Origin of the sequence: Enterobacter sp. I4 (assembly GCF_022669095.1) — a bacterium.
Lineage (GTDB): Bacteria > Pseudomonadota > Gammaproteobacteria > Enterobacterales > Enterobacteriaceae > Enterobacter > Enterobacter pasteurii.
Genome location: NZ_JALBUO010000001.1, coordinates 1,890,044 through 1,910,961, shown reverse-complemented (window position 1 = coordinate 1,910,961; position 20,918 = coordinate 1,890,044). Strand labels below are relative to the sequence as shown.

At 54.4% G+C, this 20,918-nt stretch carries 20 protein-coding genes; 6 read left to right on the top strand and 14 right to left on the bottom strand.

The window, feature by feature from the left end; all coding sequences use genetic code 11:
* Positions 1-1,257, bottom strand: coding sequence for a glutamyl-tRNA reductase (hemA, locus tag MOQ06_RS09110; protein ID WP_148419605.1), 1,257 nt, complete (start codon positions 1,255-1,257; stop codon positions 1-3).
* 201 nt (positions 1,258-1,458) lie between these two features.
* Here hemA and lolB point away from each other — a divergent pair, with 201 nt between their 5' ends.
* The 4 genes from lolB (at position 1,459) to dauA (ending at position 5,935) form a co-directional block, all read left to right on the top strand.
* A complete protein-coding gene (gene lolB, locus MOQ06_RS09105; RefSeq protein ID WP_148419604.1) occupies positions 1,459-2,070 on the top strand; it encodes a lipoprotein insertase outer membrane protein LolB in 612 nt (203 codons plus the stop codon).
* Positions 2,067-2,936: a 4-(cytidine 5'-diphospho)-2-C-methyl-D-erythritol kinase gene (gene ispE, locus MOQ06_RS09100; protein ID WP_242172500.1), complete on the top strand. Its 870-nt coding sequence runs from the start codon at positions 2,067-2,069 to the stop codon at positions 2,934-2,936. Before lolB ends, ispE begins: the two co-directional genes overlap by 4 nt.
* A 125-nt stretch (positions 2,937-3,061) precedes the next feature.
* Positions 3,062-4,009: a ribose-phosphate diphosphokinase gene (gene prs / locus MOQ06_RS09095; protein WP_003856663.1), complete on the top strand. Its 948-nt coding sequence runs from the start codon at positions 3,062-3,064 to the stop codon at positions 4,007-4,009.
* A gap of 246 nt (positions 4,010-4,255) precedes the next feature.
* Positions 4,256-5,935: a C4-dicarboxylic acid transporter DauA gene (dauA, locus tag MOQ06_RS09090; protein WP_242172498.1), complete on the top strand. Its 1,680-nt coding sequence runs from the start codon at positions 4,256-4,258 to the stop codon at positions 5,933-5,935.
* On the opposite strand, the gene MOQ06_RS09085 is transcribed toward dauA, so the two are convergent.
* Together MOQ06_RS09085 and ychH are read right to left on the bottom strand one after the other, a co-directional pair.
* Complete coding sequence (locus MOQ06_RS09085) at positions 5,921-6,979, bottom strand: MerR family transcriptional regulator (protein WP_242172496.1); 1,059 nt, start codon at positions 6,977-6,979, stop codon at positions 5,921-5,923. The two genes, dauA and MOQ06_RS09085, sit on opposite strands and share 15 nt — an antisense overlap.
* A 121-nt stretch (positions 6,980-7,100) precedes the next feature.
* A complete protein-coding gene (gene ychH / locus MOQ06_RS09080; RefSeq protein ID WP_022648382.1) occupies positions 7,101-7,376 on the bottom strand; it encodes a stress-induced protein YchH in 276 nt (91 codons plus the stop codon).
* 274 nt (positions 7,377-7,650) lie between these two features.
* Between ychH and pth the strand changes: the two genes are divergently transcribed.
* Both pth and ychF read left to right on the top strand, forming a co-directional pair.
* Positions 7,651-8,235, top strand: coding sequence for an aminoacyl-tRNA hydrolase (gene pth / locus MOQ06_RS09075; protein WP_242172494.1), 585 nt, complete (start codon positions 7,651-7,653; stop codon positions 8,233-8,235).
* A gap of 126 nt (positions 8,236-8,361) precedes the next feature.
* Complete coding sequence (ychF, locus tag MOQ06_RS09070; protein WP_010432886.1) at positions 8,362-9,456, top strand: redox-regulated ATPase YchF; 1,095 nt, start codon at positions 8,362-8,364, stop codon at positions 9,454-9,456.
* A gap of 84 nt (positions 9,457-9,540) precedes the next feature.
* Here the strand turns inward: ychF and MOQ06_RS09065 are convergent, their stop codons facing one another.
* The 11 genes from MOQ06_RS09065 to sctT all read right to left on the bottom strand — a co-directional run bounded on the left by MOQ06_RS09065 (position 9,541) and on the right by sctT (position 20,913).
* Positions 9,541-10,119, bottom strand: coding sequence for a hypothetical protein (locus MOQ06_RS09065; protein WP_242172492.1), 579 nt, complete (start codon positions 10,117-10,119; stop codon positions 9,541-9,543).
* Between the two features lie 43 nt (positions 10,120-10,162).
* The gene (locus tag MOQ06_RS09060; protein WP_242172490.1) at positions 10,163-10,966 is read right to left on the bottom strand and encodes a hypothetical protein; all 804 of its coding nucleotides are present in this window, start codon (positions 10,964-10,966) and stop codon (positions 10,163-10,165) included.
* A 65-nt stretch (positions 10,967-11,031) separates the two neighbouring features.
* Positions 11,032-11,280, bottom strand: a complete 249-nt coding sequence (locus MOQ06_RS09055) for an acyl carrier protein (RefSeq protein ID WP_126765224.1) — start codon at positions 11,278-11,280, stop codon at positions 11,032-11,034.
* Complete coding sequence (locus MOQ06_RS09050; RefSeq protein ID WP_242172488.1) at positions 11,273-13,390, bottom strand: hypothetical protein; 2,118 nt, start codon at positions 13,388-13,390, stop codon at positions 11,273-11,275. The genes MOQ06_RS09055 and MOQ06_RS09050 overlap by 8 nt, the downstream gene beginning before the upstream one ends.
* A 20-nt stretch (positions 13,391-13,410) precedes the next feature.
* Positions 13,411-13,851, bottom strand: a complete 441-nt coding sequence (locus MOQ06_RS09045; RefSeq protein ID WP_242172487.1) for a hypothetical protein — start codon at positions 13,849-13,851, stop codon at positions 13,411-13,413.
* Positions 13,852-13,869: 18 nt separating this feature from the next.
* Positions 13,870-14,991, bottom strand: a complete 1,122-nt coding sequence (locus MOQ06_RS09040; protein WP_148419596.1) for an IpaD/SipD/SspD family type III secretion system needle tip protein — start codon at positions 14,989-14,991, stop codon at positions 13,870-13,872.
* 59 nt (positions 14,992-15,050) lie between these two features.
* Complete coding sequence (locus MOQ06_RS09035) at positions 15,051-16,283, bottom strand: type III secretion system protein (RefSeq protein WP_242172484.1); 1,233 nt, start codon at positions 16,281-16,283, stop codon at positions 15,051-15,053.
* 48 nt (positions 16,284-16,331) lie between these two features.
* Positions 16,332-18,350, bottom strand: a complete 2,019-nt coding sequence (sctE, locus tag MOQ06_RS09030; protein ID WP_148419594.1) for a type III secretion system translocon subunit SctE — start codon at positions 18,348-18,350, stop codon at positions 16,332-16,334.
* Positions 18,350-18,904 (bottom strand): type III secretion system translocator chaperone SicA, encoded by a 555-nt coding sequence (sicA, locus tag MOQ06_RS09025; protein ID WP_148419593.1) that lies wholly within the window; start codon positions 18,902-18,904, stop codon positions 18,350-18,352. Before sicA ends, sctE begins: the two co-directional genes overlap by 1 nt.
* 137 nt (positions 18,905-19,041) lie before the next feature.
* The gene (locus tag MOQ06_RS09020; RefSeq protein WP_242172482.1) at positions 19,042-20,139 is read right to left on the bottom strand and encodes an EscU/YscU/HrcU family type III secretion system export apparatus switch protein; all 1,098 of its coding nucleotides are present in this window, start codon (positions 20,137-20,139) and stop codon (positions 19,042-19,044) included.
* A gap of 9 nt (positions 20,140-20,148) precedes the next feature.
* A complete protein-coding gene (sctT, locus tag MOQ06_RS09015; RefSeq protein WP_148419591.1) occupies positions 20,149-20,913 on the bottom strand; it encodes a type III secretion system export apparatus subunit SctT in 765 nt (254 codons plus the stop codon).
* Positions 20,914-20,918: the final 5 nt, after the last annotated feature.

Genomic DNA, 20,918 nt, shown 5'->3' with positions numbered 1-20,918 from the left:
CTATTCCAGCCCGAGGCTGTTGCGCAGAATAGTCAGGCGTTCATCATCCCCGTCACGGGCAGCCTGCTGAAGAGATTTGGTTGGAGCATGGATCAGGCGGTTGGTCAGCTTCCAGGCCAGATCCTGCATAATTGCCTGCGCGTCGCCGCCCTGTTCAAGCGCCGCGAGCGCTTTGGCCGTCAGATCATCTCGCACCTGCTCCGCCTGACCGCGGTACTCGCGGATGGTCTCGCTGACGCTTTGCGCGCGCAGCCAGGCCATAAATTCGCTGGTTTCCTGCTCAACGATGGTTTCCGCCTGCACCGCCGCCGCTTTACGCTGGGCAAGGTTGTGCGAAATGATGCTTTGCAGGTCGTCAACGCTGTAAAGGTAGGCGTTCGCGAGCTTGCCCACTTCCGGTTCAACATCGCGCGGAACGGCGATATCCACCAGCAGCATCGGCTGATTTCGGCGAGACTTCAGGGCACGTTCGACCATTCCTTTGCCGATAATCGGCAGCGGGCTGGCGGTAGAGCTGATAATAATGTCCGCCTCTTTCAGGCGTTCATCAATGTCGCTCAGGGCAATCACCTCAGCGCCCACTTCATCTGCCAGCGCCTGCGCACGCTCGCGGGTACGGTTGGCGATGATCATCTTCTTCACTTTGTGTTCGCGAAGATGGCGCGCCACCAGCTCGATGGTTTCACCAGCCCCCACCAGCAGCACCGTGACGGTCGACAGCGACTCAAAGATTTGACGGGCGAGCGTACAGGCTGCGAAGGCAACCGAAACCGCACTGGCACCAATGTCGGTTTCGGTTCGCACACGCTTGGCCACGGAGAACGACTTCTGGAACATACGCTCCAGTTCGCTGGCTTTCAGATGCCCTTTCTGGGAATCCGCAAAGGCTTTTTTCACCTGGCCGAGGATCTGCGGCTCGCCGAGCACCAGCGAATCCAGACCGCTCGCGACGCGCATAAGATGGCTGACCGCATCGTTATCCTGATGCCAGTACAGGCTGTTGCGCAGCTCTTCCTCGTTGAGGTTGTGGTAATCGCAGAGCCAGCGGATCAGCGCGTCGTGCAGGTTGTCCTGCTCCTCTACGCTCAAGTAAAGCTCGGTACGGTTGCACGTCGACAGCACCACGCCACCCTGCACCATCGGCTGTGCAAGCAGGCTGTCCAGCGCCAGGTCGAGCGTATCCGGCGAAAACGTAACGCGTTCTCGCAGCGAAACCGGGGCCGTTTTGTGGTTAATGCCGAGTGCTAATAGGGTCATGTTGAGCGGGAGTAGTACCAGCGTTAATAAGGTTAGCAGGACGCATCATACAGGATGCGCGAGATCAATAAAAGAGACTGCACCCTTTCGGAGTAATAGGTTACATAGCGCTTTGAGATAATTTGAACGTAGACGGTGCCCCCCTTCAACGCTAGCATTAACACTTATAACTGCAACGTATCTCAAGGATTTGTCATCATTATGACCCGAATGATTCGCCTGCTGCCTCTGGCGGCCCTCGTTCTGACCGCCTGTTCCGTTCATCAGCCGAAAGGCCCGGGCAAAAGCCCTGACTCACCGCAGTGGCGTCAGCACCAGCAGGACGTGCTGAAATTAAGCCAGTACCAGACCCGCGGCGCGTTTGCCTATCTCTCTGACGAGCAAAAGGTTTATGCTCGCTTCTTCTGGCAGCAGACGGGCCAGGATAACTATCGCCTGCTGCTGCTGAACCCGCTGGGCAGCACCGAGCTGGAGCTTATCGCGAAACCGGGCGAAGCGCAGATCACCGATAACAAAGGCCAGCACTATACCGCGACCGATGCCGAAGAGATGATTGGCAAGCTAACCGGGATGCCGATCCCGCTCAACAGCCTGCGCCAGTGGATCCTCGGCCTGCCGGGTGATGCAACCGACTATAAGCTTGACGAACAATACCGTCTGAGCCAGGTGAACTACACCCAGAACGGTAAAACCTGGAAAGTGGTTTACAGCGCCTATGACAGCAAGACTCAGCCGTCGCTGCCGTCCAATATGGAGCTGACGCAGGGTAGCCAGCGCATCAAGCTGAAGATGGACAACTGGATCGTTAAATGATGACCCGCTGGCCCTCTCCCGCAAAACTGAACCTGTTTCTCTATATCACCGGGCAGCGCGCTGACGGCTATCACACGCTGCAAACGCTGTTTCAGTTTGTCGATTACGGCGACACGATCTTTATCGAGCCGCGTCATGACGGGCAGATTTGCCTGCGGACTCCCGTCGACAGCGTGGAGCATGACGATAACCTTATCGTACGCGCCGCGCGCCTGCTGATGAAGGCAGCGTCGGCGTCCGGTCGTCTGCCCGCGGGAAGCGGGGCGGATATCCGTATCGAGAAACGCCTGCCGATGGGGGGTGGTCTGGGCGGCGGTTCGTCAAATGCCGCGACCGTGCTGGTGGCCCTTAATTACCTGTGGGGCTGCGATCTTTCCACAGACGAGCTGGCAGCATTAGGGTTGACGCTGGGCGCGGATGTACCGGTGTTTGTGCGCGGCCACGCGGCGTTTGCCGAAGGCGTGGGTGAAATTTTGACGCCGGTCGACCCGCCGGAAAAATGGTATCTGATTGTGCATCCCGGAGTGAGTATTCCTACCCCGGTAATCTTTAAAGATCCTGACCTGAAAAGAAATACCCCGGTACGGTCAATAGAAACGTTATTAAATTGTGAATTCAGCAACGATTGCGAGGATATCGCAAGAAAACGTTTTCGCGAGGTTGATGCGGTGCTTTCCTGGCTGTTAGAATACGCGCCGTCGCGCCTGACCGGTACAGGGGCCTGTGTCTTTGCTGAATTTGACACCGAGTCCGCCGCCCGTCAGGTGCTTGAGCAAGCGCCGGTTTGGCTGCATGGTTTTGTAGCGCGCGGGATGAACACTTCCCCCCTACAGCAGGCCATTCTGGCGCAGACTGAGTTTCGGTGACAACGTCACCCTGTTCCAGACGTTGCATCGCGCTCTTTAATACACCGCCTGGATAGCATTCGCTTAGGCCCCGCAGTTTGCGGCGGACGCTATCCACCACTGGACGCATGCCTGAGGTTCTTCTCGTGCCTGATATGAAGCTTTTTGCTGGTAACGCCACCCCGGAACTAGCACAACGTATTGCCAACCGCCTGTACACTTCCCTCGGCGACGCCGCTGTAGGTCGCTTTAGCGACGGCGAAGTCAGCGTACAAATTAACGAAAATGTACGCGGTGGTGATATTTTCATCATCCAGTCCACCTGTGCTCCAACGAATGACAACCTGATGGAACTGGTTGTTATGGTCGACGCCCTGCGTCGTGCTTCTGCAGGCCGTATCACTGCTGTTATTCCTTACTTTGGTTATGCCCGCCAGGACCGTCGCGTCCGTTCCGCGCGTGTGCCAATCACCGCTAAAGTTGTCGCTGACTTCCTGTCCAGCGTCGGCGTTGACCGCGTACTGACGGTTGACCTGCACGCAGAGCAGATTCAGGGCTTCTTCGACGTTCCGGTTGATAACGTATTCGGCAGCCCAATCCTGCTGGAAGACATGCTTCAGCTGAACCTGGACAACCCAATTGTGGTTTCTCCGGATATCGGCGGCGTGGTTCGTGCTCGTGCTATCGCGAAGCTGCTGAACGATACCGACATGGCGATCATCGACAAACGCCGTCCGCGCGCTAACGTTTCCCAGGTGATGCACATCATCGGTGACGTGGCTGGCCGCGACTGCGTGCTGGTTGACGACATGATCGACACCGGCGGTACGCTGTGTAAAGCAGCAGAAGCGCTGAAAGAGCGTGGTGCAAAACGCGTATTCGCTTACGCAACTCACCCGATCTTCTCCGGTAATGCAGTGAATAATCTCCGCAACTCCGTTATCGACGAAGTTGTGGTTTGCGATACCATCCCTCTGAGCGACGAGATCAAGGCACTGCCAAACGTGCGTACCCTGACCCTGTCCGGGATGCTGGCCGAAGCGATTCGTCGTATCAGCAACGAAGAATCCATCTCTGCTATGTTCGAACATTAATCGAACACGGCCAAAAAACCCGCTGCGGCGGGTTTTTTTGTTTCTGTTATGTATTAATGCTCTAAATAATTCGTGTTGCAGGAAGGCGGCAAGTGAATGAATCCCAGGAGCTTACTTAAAGTAAGTGACTGGGGTGAATGAGCGCAGCCAACGCCTCTGCAGCGCGAAGTATGACGAGCAATGATTAATGCCTCCTTCACCTGCCATTTATATGACAGATGATGCGCACACGGATGATAGATAATTGTGAAAAACGTAACCTCCTCACATGTTCTGCCCTTTCGCGCCCTCATCGACGCATGCTGGAAAGAGAAATACACCTCGTCACGCTTTGTCCGTGACCTGATTGCCGGTATCACCGTCGGGATCATTGCCATCCCGCTGGCGATGGCGCTGGCGATTGGCAGCGGCGTCGCGCCGCAGTACGGCCTTTACACGTCGGCGGTTGCCGGGATTGTAATTGCGCTGACGGGCGGGTCCCGCTTCAGCGTTTCCGGCCCGACCGCCGCCTTTGTAGTGATCCTCTATCCGGTTTCCCAACAGTTTGGTCTGGCAGGCCTGCTGGTTGCCACCCTGATGTCCGGCGTCTTTTTAATTCTGTTCGGTCTGGCCCGCTTTGGACGGCTGATTGAATATATTCCCCTTTCCGTGACGCTGGGGTTCACCTCGGGTATTGGTATTACCATCGGGACCATGCAGATCAAGGACTTCCTCGGCCTGGAGATGGCGCACGTTCCGGAGCACTATTTGCAGAAAGTGAGCGCGCTGTTTATGGCGCTGCCGACGGCCAACCTGGGCGACGCGGCTATCGGCGTCGTGACCCTTGGCACGCTAATCGTCTGGCCTCGCCTGGGCATTCGCCTTCCGGGGCACCTGCCCGCCCTGCTGCTGGGCTGCGCGGTGATGGGTATCGTCAACCTGCTCGGCGGACAGGTCGCCACCATTGGTTCCCAGTTCCACTACGTTCTGGCGGACGGCTCACAGGGCAACGGGATCCCGCAGCTGTTGCCGCAACTGGTGCTGCCGTGGAATATGCCCGGCTCCAGCTTCACCTTAAGCTGGGATTCCCTTCGCGCCCTGCTGCCCGCCGCGTTCTCCATGGCGATGCTGGGGGCCATTGAATCCCTGCTTTGCGCCGTGGTGCTGGACGGCATGACCGGCACCAAACATAAAGCCAACGGTGAGCTGGTCGGCCAGGGCTTAGGCAATATCGTCGCACCCTTCTTCGGCGGAATAACGGCTACGGCGGCGATTGCCCGCTCCGCCGCGAACGTGCGCGCGGGGGCAACCTCCCCGGTATCAGCGGTCATTCACTCCCTGCTGGTGATTATGGCGCTGCTGATCCTTGCCCCGCTGCTTTCGTGGCTTCCGCTCTCCGCCATGGCCGCCCTGCTGCTGATGGTGGCCTGGAACATGAGCGAGGCGCATAAGGTGGTTAACCTGCTGCGTCGCGCGCCGAAAGACGACATCATCGTGATGCTAATCTGCATGTCGCTGACCGTGCTGTTCGATATGGTTATCGCCATCAGCGTCGGCATTGTGCTGGCCTCGCTGCTGTTTATGCGCCGTATTGCGCAGATGACGCGTCTCTCGCCGGTTAACGCTGAGGTGCCTGACGATGTGCTGGTGCTGCGCGTGATCGGCCCCCTGTTCTTTGCTGCCGCGGAAGGGTTGTTCAGCGACCTGGAATCCCGCATCGCGGGTAAACGGATTGTGGTGCTGAAGTGGGATGCCGTCCCGGTACTGGATGCTGGCGGTCTGGATGCCTTCCAGCGCTTTGTTGCGCGTCTGCCGGCAGGCTGCGAGCTGCGGATAAGCAATCTTGAATTTCAGCCGCTGCGCACCATGGCGCGCGCGGGCATCCAGCCGATCCCTGGCCGGTTGTCCTTCTACCCTAACCGGGAAGCCGCATTAGCGGATCTGTGAGTCACGTGATGCAGAGAAGCGTCTCTGCATCATCACCCCTATCGCCTGCTGGAGCCATTCAAGCACGGCAGGCGTCATCCACGTTCCTTTCATCAGATGCGGCTCCTGCTGCATGGCGATACGAAACTTTTGCTGCGTCTCCGGGTCTGTTCCTGCGTATGACTGGAACAGCGCCAGCCAGGTTTCTGCCAGCTGTTGCGCACCGTCCGATGCGGGATCGAGCCGTTCGCGCTGCGCCCTGTACAGCTTCGCCACCAGCGGCGGCCACTCCATCATGCGGTCAAAGTAATGCGCCCGGGTAAAAGCCATCTCCTCAGCAGAGAGATACTTCTCCCAGATGCTGAGCTTTGATTCGGCAAACGCCCGCGTGATGTAATCAGTCATCTCCGGCGTGATGCCGGTTTGCTCCTGCATCTGCGGCTCAACGCTGTGCATCTCGTTGAGCCGGGTCAGGAATTCCGGCCTGCCTGCGGTATCCTTCTCCAGGCGCTCCATCCAGCGCGACGCCAAATCAATCGCCTGCGGATCCCTGACGTCGACGTGTTGTTCCAGCATTTTTTTGGCCTCCTTGACCAGACCGGACCAGATATCCGCCAGCGCCTCTTTCTCTACCGCAAACGGCAGCTGCTGCAATTCTTCTTTGCTAAACCAGCGATCGTACATATTCATTAACTCCAGAGTCTGTAGCCAGGATTCCAGATCCGGCGTCGCATCGTCGTTAAGCCCGGTACGCAATTCCACCAGCCGGTCGCGCAGCGTATGGATGCTGCGCAGCTGCTTGTCCAGCAGGGTGATTTGTCCATCGAGTAGCTCGGTTAACGACAGCGATCCCTGTTCCAGAAACTCCCTTATTTCGGCAAGCTCCAGACCCGCTTTCGCCAGCGTCTGGATCATATGCAGACGCTGCACGTCCGCCAGGTTATAAAGCCGATAGCCTGCCGCGCTTCTGGCAGAAGGCAACAGCAACCCTGTTTGCTCATAGTGATGCAATGTCCGCACGGTGATCCCGGCGCGTTTCGCCAGTTCACCCACCTGAATCAACATAACGGCTCCTTTTGTTCTGCCAGTGTCGCTACTCTGAAGCCTTACGTTACGTGAGGGTCAATGCGTCATGCAAAAAAAAAACGACCCCAGATGGAGTCGTTTCGGTGTTCTTTATTGGGCACTAGCCGTGCTTATGCTGGTCGCGGCGGCATCGTTTATCGTAATGGCGCACCCACCAGTATTTATCGCATACTTCCTCATGTCCGCTCACGCGCGCCCCGGCGAGCCACAATACCGCACCGAGGAAGATGCTCAGCACCGCGCCATGCGCAAAGTATTGTGGGAGGTCAAGCTGCGGTAGTTGGTTTAAAATTGAATAACCGACACCGGCGACCATCACGAACAGTCCCAACCCCATTAGCACGTTACCGAGCATTGAAGCGTTTTTGCGTTTCATATGTCACCTCCGGAACTTTGGGTTGTCAGGGGAAAAGCCCCTTCTCCTTGTGTGTAAAGTATAGACAACAGCTCTTATATGAGTTGCGTGAATGATCACATTTACAGATAACTGCCCGACAAAAATTTACAAATAAGGTATTGAACAGCTTGAAATTCTAATTGTTCAGGTAAGTAATTATTCGCATTTCAAGATGCGGCAGCCAGAATTTTGTCAAGCGGCGCGCCAGACAGTAAACTACGCGCCAGATCTGGAACCCATTAGGAAGTAAAACGTGACGATTAAACTGATTGTCGGCCTCGCCAACCCGGGCGCAGAGTACGCGGCAACCCGCCATAATGCCGGTGCCTGGTATGTCGATCTGCTGGCAGAGCGTTTGCGCGCTCCCCTGCGTGAAGAACCGAAGTTTTACGGGTATACCTCGCGCATCAACCTTGCGGGGGCTGACGTGCGGCTGCTGGTGCCAACCACCTTTATGAATCTGAGCGGCAAAGCCGTGGCGGCCATGGCAACGTTCTATCGCATCAATCCGGATGAGATTCTTGTAGCCCACGACGAACTGGATCTTCCGCCAGGCGTGGCAAAGTTTAAGCTGGGCGGTGGTCACGGTGGCCACAATGGGCTGAAAGATATTATCAGCAAGCTGGGTAATAACCCCAATTTCCACCGTTTGCGCGTCGGAATTGGCCATCCGGGCGATAAAAACAAAGTTGTCGGCTTTGTGTTGGGTAAGCCCCCGGTTCCTGAGCAGAAGCTCATTGACGAAGCGGTGGACGAAGCGGCGCGTTGCACCGAGATTTGGCTACAGGACGGCTTAACGAAAGCCACAAACCGACTACACGCTTTTAAAGCGCAATAGTCGGCCTCCTGCGGCTTTTTTACCGCGCGCTGTGCGGGTTACGTGTATAATAGGCGTAGTTATTTACTTTTCTTCAATCGGTTATCACTAACGGATTGATTATCAAGATATTAAGGTGATTTAGAAATGGGATTCAAATGCGGTATCGTCGGTCTGCCAAACGTGGGCAAATCAACCCTGTTTAACGCGCTTACCAAAGCGGGTATCGAAGCGGCGAACTTCCCGTTCTGTACCATTGAACCGAACACCGGCGTTGTACCAATGCCCGACCCGCGTCTGGACCAGCTTGCGGAAATCGTGAAGCCGCAGCGCATCCTGCCGACCACCATGGAGTTCGTGGACATCGCGGGCCTGGTAAAAGGCGCATCCAAAGGTGAAGGCCTGGGCAACCAGTTCCTGACCAACATTCGTGAAACCGAAGCGATCGGTCACGTGGTGCGCTGCTTCGAAAACGACAACATCATCCACGTTAACAACAAAGTGGATCCGGCCGACGACATCGACGTTATCAACACCGAGCTGGCGCTTTCTGACCTCGATACCTGCGAACGCGCCATTCACCGCGTGCAGAAGAAAGCCAAAGGCGGCGATAAAGACGCGAAAGCGGAGCTGGCTGCGCTGGAAAAATGTCTGCCACAGCTGGAAAACGCGGGCATGCTGCGCGCGCTGAAAAACCTGACTGAAGAAGACAAAGCGGCGATCAAATACCTGAGCTTCCTGACCCTGAAGCCAACCATGTACATCGCCAACGTTAACGAAGACGGTTTCGAGAACAACCCGTACCTCGACAAAGTGCGTGAAATCGCGGCGGCTGAAGGTTCTGTGGTTGTTGCCGTGTGCGCTGCCGTTGAATCCGATATCGCCGAGCTGGACGATGCTGACCGTGAAGAGTTCATGGCCGAGCTGGGTCTGGAAGAGCCGGGCCTGAACCGCGTGATCCGCGCAGGCTATGAGCTGCTGAACCTGCAGACCTACTTCACCGCTGGGGTGAAAGAAGTGCGTGCGTGGACCATCCCTGTGGGTGCAACTGCGCCTCAGGCGGCTGGTAAAATTCACACCGACTTCGAGAAAGGCTTTATTCGTGCGCAGACTATCGCGTTTGAAGACTTCATCACCTACAAGGGTGAACAAGGCGCGAAGGAAGCGGGCAAGATGCGTGCGGAAGGGAAAGATTATATCGTTAAAGATGGCGACGTAATGAATTTCCTGTTTAACGTCTAAAAGATAAAACGGTTCTTTGTGGGGTTCTTCGCTGCCTCATATAGAAGCCAAAATATAAAATCCACGCCACTGCGTGGATTTTTTTTACACGTTAGCTACTCGAGCCACCACGTTTACAGGCCTGTATCGGGAAGGCTCCCCATCCCGCGGGCTCTCCGGGCAAAGGGCGGGCCAGTTATCCTTCCACACCCGCAGCAGCGAATAAAGCGTGAGCGCATTACTGATGCCAAGCTTACCAAGAGCCTTTACCTTATGCGAGCTATAGGTTTTTCGGTTCATACGGCGCAACCTGGCCTTGTCATCAGCATCGGTTTCTTCGCACATCACCCTAATCGCCCATTTCTCTCTCTCGGTTAAGTGCGGTCTCCCCAGAGTATTAACCCGATGGCCAGACAGATAAAAGGCATATGTCTCCAGAGAAACATCACGCTTAAAATAAAAACTGCGGCAGTGCAGCAACGCGCTGTAAGGATCGAATATTTTGTTCCTTTGCAGTTCGCCAGAATCAAAAATATATGCCGAGCGCAACCCGGTATCAAAAATGACGAGATGGCGGGTATTCACAGCCGGCATCTCTTTCGCGATAACCTTCAGCCCCCCGATAAAATAGTTATCATTAGAAATAATTTGCACCTGTCCGCCCGTTTCAAATTGCTGAATCATAAAAAGGCGCACGCAGCGGCGCCTTGTGTTATTAAATCAAAGACTATCTGGAGCAATGCTCCATAAGGACAAACAAAGCGTCATTGCATTTCGCTGGATCACGCATATAGGCTTCAGGCGAAAAGATCTGCAGCGGCAATCCCGCGTTCGTTAGTACGGTGAGATTATAGGGCGACTTATTATCTACCCCTTCTGCATAGCAAATCTCTTTATATCGCTGAGGAACGGAAAGTAATGAGCAGAAGACATCGTAACGCTGTGCATCAGCGCCAAACCGGCTGGAGACCAGCGTTTGCACGGCCTGCGGATCGTCTTTGAATTTATTAAGACTCTCGATTTCTACCGCCGTGAGCTTATTTTCACCGACCGTTTCACCCAGCCAGCGCTTGACGCAAACCGCCGCGTTTGTGCCCGAAATATCACCGCTACGGATAGCATCCGCCATCTTTCCCGGCTGCTTCAGCGCGGCGTTGATCGTCCGAATTTTATCCAGCTCGAGGCTTTCTCTGAACATACCCACCATATAATCAGGATTTTTATCCATGCGTTCCGTCATGGCCAAACGTAGCTCTTCAGCCGCAGCCGGTTGGATATTATTCAGTTTCGGGTTACCTGCGGTCTTACTCTTATTCGGCACAAGCGAGCTTATCGCCGAGGCAACATGCCGCAGTCCGGACTGAACGGACCTGCCCATCGTTTCCAGCGAATTTGCAACACATTCCAGACAGGAAAGAAAGCCTCGCTTAATCGTTCTCAGACCATCACTCACGGCGGTCGTCACGGAATGTAAAATGCTATGATCTATTTTTCTCGGCTCAAAGCCGGAGTTAATTGACATGGTCGCCATAAATATACCTTTAGTTAATGTGAAACGTCGCCACCAGGGGAAAGTGGCGACTGTGAAAAAAGAAATCAGTGAATTGACGCCACGTGCGTGACAATATCCCCCACCGTCAGCTCGCTCGTTATTTCAGACTCATGAATCGCGACGCCAATTTCCTCAAGGCGCATAAGCAGATCGATCAGCTCAATCGAATCCATAAGCAGGTCATTAACAAGGCTATGGTGTAATGAAATATCCTTAGGCAGCACGCCGTTCACCTGGTAAATAAGGTTAGCGACCAACGATTCTGCATGGTTATCCACCACCATATTACTCATCGCCGTACTCTCCAGTCGGGTTCGTGTCCGTCACGCTGCCTTTTGTCGCGTCGCCACGGCGCACGGTGCCGGATGTCGACGCCTCGGTATTCCTTGGAACGAAGGATTTTGGTTCAGGAACGTCAAAATTCCACTGGCTGCGCGTTCTAATCGTGGAGTACACATGGCCCGGGGCGGTGCTGCTGGTCGGTCGGGATACTCTGGCAGACGCTGGCTGTGCCCCGATCTTCTGGGCCTCTTCGAAATACCTGATCCGATCAGCGATGCTAAATGGATTTGCGGCACTCACCTGCGGCGACGGAATGCCTGACGCATCCGCTGCGGCAGTCTGATGCCCGCTGCCCGGCTCTTCCGGCCTTGCTTCACGCACATCGCCAGCCTCGCGTGCACCACGGCGAGCGGCATTCTGTATGCGACCATCCGCTTCGTCCACGGACGAGGAGACTGGCGGCTCCTCTTGACCCAAATCGTTCAGGGTGACAAGTTCGGCAACGCTGGGCTCAGGCAAGTATGAAGACGTGACCTGTAGCGTCTGGCGAACCGTCGTTCCGGAGCGCAATACGTCACTGGTCGATCTCATGGATTCGTCCACGGGCGGCTGCGCCGCAGTTTGTCCGGGCGTCGGCGATGCTGCCGGACGAAGACCATTCACCGGCTTCAGGGTGGGGAACGCCTCCACTGGCTTATTCATCGGCACAAAGTGATTTACCTTCACAGGGTCACGTCTGCTCCACTGGTTCAGCGTTCGCTCAGTGGTGTAGATCTGGGACGTTTTATTTTCACCGGCAGGAATGGTTGCTGCCGTTTGATTTGCTACGCTGCGCGTGGCAGCTGCCGACGGCTGCTCATCCTGTGGGCGAGTACGGGTCCCTTCCACTGGCGGCGCTGTTTCCGGCGCACGGGTAGAGACGTTCCGGGTGGAATCCGGGATCCGCTCATCCGGATCCTGCGCGCGTGCGCCTGTCCTCCGGGAATCAACGTCGTCAGCGCGCGTGTTCACGCTATCATCGACGGGCCGATCCTCGCTCTGCTGAGCGAAAGGCGGAATGACCTGAGGCTGTTCGGTTACGTTTTCTTGATTACCTACCCTTACGCTTTCGATATGATCGATTACGCGTGAACCATAACAACCGTCGATGATGCGCCTGGCTAACTCATACTTTTCCTTCGGGCTAATGTTTAGCTTCTCGACGATTTCGAGCCTTCTGGTGTGGGGATCGACGACAGCAGAATTTCCACCCGGATACACCGGGGCATTCGAAATGTCACCGTTGCGGTTCGAGTTAGAATTATTAATGTGAAGCGTTACGCCGCCCTTATCTGCTCCACCGTGAATATCGTATCTCCGGCCATCCGGCGTGGCTTTTACCGCTTCCGGCGTTGTCGCAGGCTTTTCGGGATGAGCATCAGCGGGCGGTGCATCGAAGTCATGCCTGATCAGCGCCTTTGAGACGGCCGCGCATTCGTCTATCAGCATGCTCATGTTCTGAGTCAGCAATTCCCATGGCTTACCCGGCTCGCTCATCACATCCAGACGCCTGTTTAAAACGGTGCTGCAGGCATTTAGCTGTTCGTTAAACGTCTCTTTATCCTTTACGTCAATGCCCTGGCTTTCGTGATACTTGAGCCATGCCGGATAGCAGTACGTTTCCATAAAGTTATTAATGAACTTTTCACCTGAGCGCCGGGCAAATTTAGACACCAGGTCATCAAGCTGACCGGCGATTTTTTTCTCATCCTTCTCGCGCCCGGCCAGATTCGCCAGCTTGTTGCTTACGCTGTCCAGCTTTTCTTTATCCGCCGGCGTGCCGTGCTCCTTCACCTGTTCAGATATGAATCCGATAAGATCCCTTGCTCGCGTCCCGTTATAGGTCAGGCTGGCATTATGCAGTTTGACCGGAACGCCTAATTGAATTTCAGAGCGCAGGGCGTCACGAGCAAGCGTTTCGTCATGAGGTTGAGTAATAAAATTCTCGCGCGCCGTGTTATTTACGTGCTTAAGCTTCGCAAGTACCTCGTGCTGCTGCATTGCATTTTTTGCCACCCCTTTGCTTTGCGCGTTTGGGCGTATTAATTCTATTTGTGAGAAACTTCGGGTAATTCCGCGCATTCAGTTATTCTCCCAGAGAGTTATTTTTGAAATTTGACGCAGGGTAAAATACTTTGCAGCAACCCTTGCCAGAAACGCTGAAAGGATGATTTAGATTTTGAGCCACATTCCTGGACTTTATAATGATGAACTTCAGGGGGCGCGATAGATTCGCGCCACGTTTGTTCCGGCTGGGTATGTGCCGAAAATAACTGCGCGGGTAAACGCTGCTGCGGAAACATCACCACGTTATGGGACTCACGCTCTGCTGGCGGCAGTTTCGCACCGATGCAATAGCTAAGAACGCGTACCTCATTCCTCATCGTGTCTTCATTATCAGACCATGCGAGCGTTTCGGTGCTGATTGCAGCGCTAAATTTAAGACCGCCAATGCGGGCATAATATGCAGATGCGGTTTCACAAACACCCTGCCCCGGCAGGCATGAAATAGTAGCATTAGAATAGACATTATTAACTGGCATGGCTGTTCACCTGTTAAATCACCCCAGTGCTTTAAGCACGTCTTTTGCACTGTCGGCCATTGAACTTATCGCACCGCTCAGCACTTTATTTAGGTTATCGAATGTGCTGTTGGCCTGCGTATATCGCTGGGCGAACGACTGCATATTACTTTGCAGCCCGGTGCCGATGGCATTAAAGGAAGCCAGCCATGCCTGATAGCTGGAGGTCGATACTTTTCCGCCGCCATCGCTTGGATAATAAGGACGGCCATTATATTGATCGAGATTGAAGCTTATTTTGCCGCTGCCCTGGTCAACCTTAAAGGCAGGCTCAAGCGTGGCCGTCATGCTGGCCTTTTGCTCATCGGTCATTTTATCCCAGTTGGCGACGCTGCCGAGATCCATACCGTTAACGGCATTATTAAATTTATCGTATCCCCCCTTCATCGTATTGTTATTGAAATCAACGTTATTACCATCCTCACCGGCCTTTACAGCATCAGCGCTGGCTTTCTGTACATACTCGTTGTAGGCCTCATACATCTCCGTATATTTCTGCATCAGGCCAGCATAGAAATCGACGTAGTTCGTTCTGATATTTTTAATGGCCTCGGCCATCACCGCCCAGAGCTTGCTGTAGCTGGTATGAACGGAAATCTCGTTGTCACCAGTTCTGGCTTTTGCGGCCTCTTCAGCTTCGGCAATTTCCTGAAGTGAGGTTTGCATGGTCGCTTTGAGCTGGTTCTCAGAAAAGTTGGCCTTGATTCGGTTCTGCGCTATTTCATCTTTAATCGTACCCAGTGCGGCTGCCGTTTTATCAACCTGCTGGTACCTGGCGGAGATCATCTCCTCCACGGTGGCTGTCGTGCCAGCCTTGTCATTTGCCGCCTTTATCTCTGCCAGCGCGGCGCGCAGCTTGCTTTTGAGGAAAGCCTCATCACTGGTCTCGAGACCGTGCTGCTGCAAAACTTTTCGAATATCCTCTAGCTGGTTATCACTTTCCGTCGACGTTAAGGCGGAAATGAGCTGTTTTAATAACACCGTATTCAGTTCAGACGTTGATCCCATGCCGACTTCCGCGACCTGTGAAGCAGAAATCATGGGTGTTTCAACAACTAAAGGGCGAACGGGCGCAGACGCGCTGCCGCTAACTGGAAGCATATCTTTGTATCCTTTACAAAAATGGCGGGATAGCTCCCGCCGGGAAAGTAAGCCGATAATTAACGCATGCGCTCGGCGATGGTTGACGCCGCGCTGTTGTTCGCATTGAGCACATTTTCAGCAGCCTGGCTAAGCGCCGCGCGAGTATCCGCCGCTTTTTTCGCCACTTCTTTATGCGTATTGGCCAGTTCGCTGTTCTGGTTGCCGTCGGCGCGGGCTAAATCTGCTTCACCCTGCATTTCGGCGGCGTTAACGTTATATGCCCCTTCGGTAATATTGCGGGTGGTATTCGCCAGCTGGTTGCCCAGCTCGGTGACCACGCGAACTTTCTGCGTGTTGTTCTGAATTTCATTGTGTTTGAGATGCTTCTGCGACGCAGAAAGCTGCTCTTCGCCCTGGGTTTTGCTCATGGTTTCTTTGACCTTGCCGTCCATGCGCTGTCCTTTCATGACCATGTTGTCGCCAGCGCTACCAATGGCATTTTTCTGCTGGGTAACACCAAATTCCTGATTTTTCGCCACGGCAACGTTGTTTTTCAGCGATGCATTCTCTTTACGCAGCGCGTTAGTGGACGCCACTGCCATGCCGCCCTGTGCAACCGCGGCGGTTACGCCGCCCACGATGGCGCCATCACGACGCTCCTCGGCGGCTTCAATCCCTTTCTGCGCGCTGCGCGCCGTCGATTCGATAAAGCGGTTCGAGGCTTTCGCCGCCGACATATTCTGCGTATTTTCACTTTCCAGCAGCGCAACGGTCAGCTTATTGCTCAGGACGATCTGACTCATCGGGCCGACGACGTTGATGAAGGTCGGCTTGACCGAATCGGCACCGGTAATATCCGTTCCGCCGGCAACCGTTGGCTGGGAGCGAGTCTGCCCCACCGCGTTGGTGGTGGTATTACCGGAGGTGTCAACAGCGCTTTTGCTTTCTGCCGCTTTATTATTGGGCTGGGTAATATTGGTCTGCGCCGCCATAATGCTCGGCATAGCGGACGCCATACGTTCAGACTTATTCGCATCACCTTCCCCTGCGGCAGAAAGCGTTACGGTTGACATCGCGCTTTGGCTGTTAACATCATTGCCACCGTTTCGCTGCGCCACGGCGGCGGCCTGAGCCTCATCGCGTCGGGCGCTTTGCATATCCATGACGGATGACAGCATGCCCTTTTCGCTGGCCCACTCGGATACGTTCTGCGGGCTGCGAGTTTCCGGCTTCGCATTTTCCGTCTTTTGACTTTCGGTGAAGTTAATTTGAACGGGACGTGCGGATACATTAGAAATAGATGTGGTCATTGAATTAATTACTCCTGTTATGAATCGTTCTGTAAAAATGCACGTTGCTTATCCAGCAACGGAACTCATCTGTTTAGTGATATATCTACCGGCCTTCAGCTGGGTGTCGGCCACGGCGGAAATGTTTTTCACAATTTGGTTAACCGTCTCCATGCGGTGCGTGAAGGTATCGATGGCACGATTCATCATCTCGTTGAGCAGCTCCTGCAGCGCGGCGTCTTTCATCATCTGAGCCTTCGTCTTTGAGGCTTCAACCATCATGTCGGCCACCACGATGCTGCCAGCAACCTGAATAGAGGTGTTCACCACCGCCGCGCCGGTAACCGCCATCTGCGTACGGTTGTAAATTGTTCCCATTTTGACTTCGTCCATGCCCGCCGCCCGGCCAAAGCCCTGGAACACGCGCTTGAACGCCTGTGCAAAGGCGCTGTCCATCAGCCGCTGCATGGTGGTTTTCGTCGCCTGTTCGGTCACCTCTTTCGCCACCTCCTCAGACACTTCTTTCGCGGCGGTGCGCAGGGTGGTTTTCGCCAGATCCTGAGTTACCTCTTTCTGCACTTCGGCGGCCACGCTTTTGCCCATGGTCTTGCTGGCTTCTTCACCCACTTCGAGGCCGATCTTCTTCATGACGACACCAAACACCTTGCTCAGCGCGCTGCCCGCGACGATCACCCCAGCGACCAGCACCGCGGCGGCGGCGATAGCGCCCAGGATCTTGCCGACCATTTCGGCCGTCTCTTTATCGACGCCCATCGCCTCGAGGATCCCGGCAAACATCTTGCCCATCAGCTCCATCAGCGGCTTGACGATCGCATCCATCAGCGGCTTCATCGCGTCGGCCATAAAAGAGTTGCCCGTGATCGCCTGATTAATCTCATCACCGATCGCCAGTGCCAGACCGACGGCGGCCAGCGCCAGCGAAGCCCCGCCAGTGAACGCGGCGGCAACAAAGCTCACGGCGGTAATAAGCCATCCGAGTACCTTTCCGATGCAGCCCATCGTTTTTTGCATTTCCTCGGCCTTACGCACCTCTTCTTCGTACTCTTTGGCCTTTTTTTCAGCGTCCTTGGCCGACGCTTCCGCAAGCTTCTGCTTCAGCTCAGCGGTGGCCTGCAGATCGTCACTGGAGCTTTTGGCAATCAGCTGCGACATAAGCGCCATCAGGAAATTAAGGCTCTTTGACTGGTCATCGTTGTTTTTGCGCTGAAACTCTACGGCGCTTTGCTGCTGCGGCGTGAGCGTGTTAATGAGCGCCTGGGATTTGGTTTGCGTCGCTTCCAGCGCCATGCGCGAGTTCGATTCAGCGGTTTTGGCAGGGTTCAGCGTCTTTTCGACAAATCCGTTATACAGTCCGGTAGCCGTCGTAAGCGCGAGCTGCGCGCTGGTGACTGCCGTCTGGGCCCGATCGATTTGCTTTTGCAGATCGTCCGACACCGGATCCTGCCCGGCGGCCTGATTCTTGAGCGCGTCCAGTTCTGCCTGCGCGCTGTCGAGCGCCTTTTGCGCGGCGTCAACGCCGCTGGAAAGCCCGTCGGCCTGCTGCTGCGCCGCTTTCAGGGCATCGGAATCGGCGGCCCACTGGGTTCCCTGCTGCTCCAGCATCGCGGCCATTTCAGACCATGCGCTGGTTGCTCCCGACATCATCGCGTTGAAGCTGTTCAACTGAGATAGCATTTTCTCAAGCGACGTATTGGCCGTGAGCTGCGTAATTTTCCCCAGCAGTTCGGTCAGCTCAGCCGCGCTGGAGCGCTGGCCGCCTCCGCTTGCCGCGGCCTTTGCATTACCGCCCTGCGGCAACTGGAGCACGGGCATCTCCTGAGCGTTAATGGCCGACTTGCCGCCATTTCCCACCAGTGCCTGCTGGGTATTTTTCAGCACGGCCAGCAGCTGCTCCGGCTGTAAAGATTGCACGGCGCTTTTGACGCTTCCCGCCTGCGCGTGGTTTTTGTAACCGTCATTGCCCAGACGCCTGGCCTGTTCAGACTGCTTTTTAAGTTCGTCTTTTCCTATTTCCAGACTAACCTGGTGATAACTCCCGGCATCCTGGCTATCGACACGCATATTCATTACGATTCCTCATACTCATTTTTCTGCTCCATCTCATTAGGCTGATCGCGTTTTAATTTATTCATCGCGGAAACATAAGCTGCAGCTTTCTCAACTAATAACGGATCGCGACAGCGTTCCATTACTATTTCAAAACATTTTCGAGCCTGCGCCGCCTGACGCTGCATTAAATTACACTGCCCGGCGTAAAACATCGGTCGATAATCTTCCTTCGACAAGGAATAGGCGAGAGCGTAGAAATCAATGGCTTTCGCATAATTTTTTTTCAGCTGATAAACCGCTGCCAGCCCCATCGCGTATTCAGGGTTGTAAAAGTCATAAATACAGAGAAAACGGAACAATGACTCTGCGTCATTCAGCTTGCCCTGGTGATAAAAATCATATGCGAGTTTATAAACATCCTGCATAGTATCGCTCGATACATCGTGGATATCCTTCATCGTCGCGCCATTCTGAAGGGCATCCAGCAAACGGTCAGAATAAACATCTAACTCTTCATCCGTTTTATAACCCTCATCCTCGGTGAGAAATTCAAGCATATTTTTATCAACCATCTGTGTCTCTTCCCTTATTAATAAGCAACGTATAAGTCACGCATTTGACGTATGGACAGACAGCCAAGAAGATATAAACATCTTACTGTTGTCCATTGGTCGTTAATACAAAAAAACCGCACAGCCCCAGGGCGGAACTACTGACGGGGGCTGTTCTCAGAGTCGGGCTCTGGTGGGGCGGGATCCGCATCGAGAGGTACTATGCCTGCTGCTTCGACCTGGCGTAGCCAGATGAGCACGTCCATCACGTCCATCAGTACCTCATCTTCCAGCGAAATGAAGCTGTACTGGCTGTAGGTATGATACAGCCGACGCGTCAGCGGAATATTACGTACCACCGGCACGCCAATTTTCTCCGCATAGGCGATCGCGGCCTTCGCCTTCAGGTTGGTGCAGCGCAGGGCAATAAAGGGCAGCGACGCGACTTCGGGGTTAAAATAGACCGCCATGGCAATGTGGGTCGGGTTCGCCAGCACCACTTCTGAATTGCGTACCGCCGCCATCTCCTCCCCGGAAAGCAGATCCTGATGCGCACGGCGCCGCGCGCTTTTGATTTGCGGGTTGCCGTCGCTCTCCTTGTGCTCCTGCTTCACCTCGTGTTTATCCATTTTCATATCTTTAAAATGGAGGAAGTACTCCACTAAGAGATCGGCCAGCAGCACAAATATGGACCAGGCGATAAATACCATCACCGCCTTCACCGCCAGGGCCACCCACACGGCAACCATCCCCGGCATGTCGGCGCGATACAGCGTCAACGCCTGGCGGAGATCCTGCTGAATCAGGCTATTACAGGTGGCGGCGAACACCACCAGATAGCACAGCGACTTCACCAGCTCCTTAACGGTGCGCATGCTGAATATTTTCTTAATCCCCTCCACGGGGTTCAGCGCTTTAAAATTCAGCTTGATGGCTTCGGTCGCCAGCGTAAATCCTGTTTGCAGCAAGGTGGCGGCAAAACCGACAAGGGTACATACCGTAATAAAGGGCAATGCCAGCGTGAAAAAAATCCTGGCGAGCTCCAGGAGGAACACGCCCATGCCGGGCCGGGTCGGATACTGCAATAAATGCGTATAAAATGAGATGAAGGGGCCGAAGCTCACGGCATGCGCCAGAAAATAAATCCCCACCAGCAAAATAACGGTGGTAATGACGTCTTTACTTTTGAACGTCTGCCCTTTTTTTGCCGAATCTTTGCGTTTTTTACTGGTCGGTTGTTCTGTTTTTTCAGCCATTGCGTTCTCTCAGGAAATAAACTGACGGAAGTCGGCAATGGAAAACAGCTGCAGCGGTTTCTCGGTTAATGCCTGGAAACCGTAAAACAGAAAAACGACAAAGGCAATCGTGCTTTTCACCGTTAGCGACAGCGAAAAGGGGTTAAGCTGCGGGCAATAGCGAGCAAATACGCCCAGCAGTATTTCCGCCGTCATCATCACCAGCATGATCGGTGCTGCCAGCATGATGCTGTTTTGCATTAACACCTGAAGCAGCACTCCCGTATACTCCCAGCGTATGCCGTCCAGCGAGCTGCCTCTCGGCAGCATCTCGTAGCTCTGGACCATCACCTCCATTAATTTCAGCATGCCGCCGCTGACGAAGAAAATCGCACCAAAAGCAAAGCTGAGAAAGCCGGACAATATTGAACTTTGTACGCCGTTCACGGGGTCGATACTGTCGCTGATGGTGGCCCCGCGCTGGTTATCAAGGATTTCACCCAGACCAGTGACAATCCAAAAAGGAATACACAGCGTGACCGCCAGAATTAATCCAACGACAAACTCTTTTATCAGAATAATAAACCAGCCCTGCTCCGGCGTGACTACCGTTGTGAAACTTGGCCACAGCCCGATAATCGTCAGCGCAATAATCGTATTCTTAATAACCAGATTGGATAAGACCCGTTCGCCTAGCGCTGGCAGCATATAAAAAACGATAGCCAGCCGCGCGTACACCATAACAAACGTCAGCACGCTGTGCTGAAAATTAAGATACAACGCAACAAACAGCATAGAGA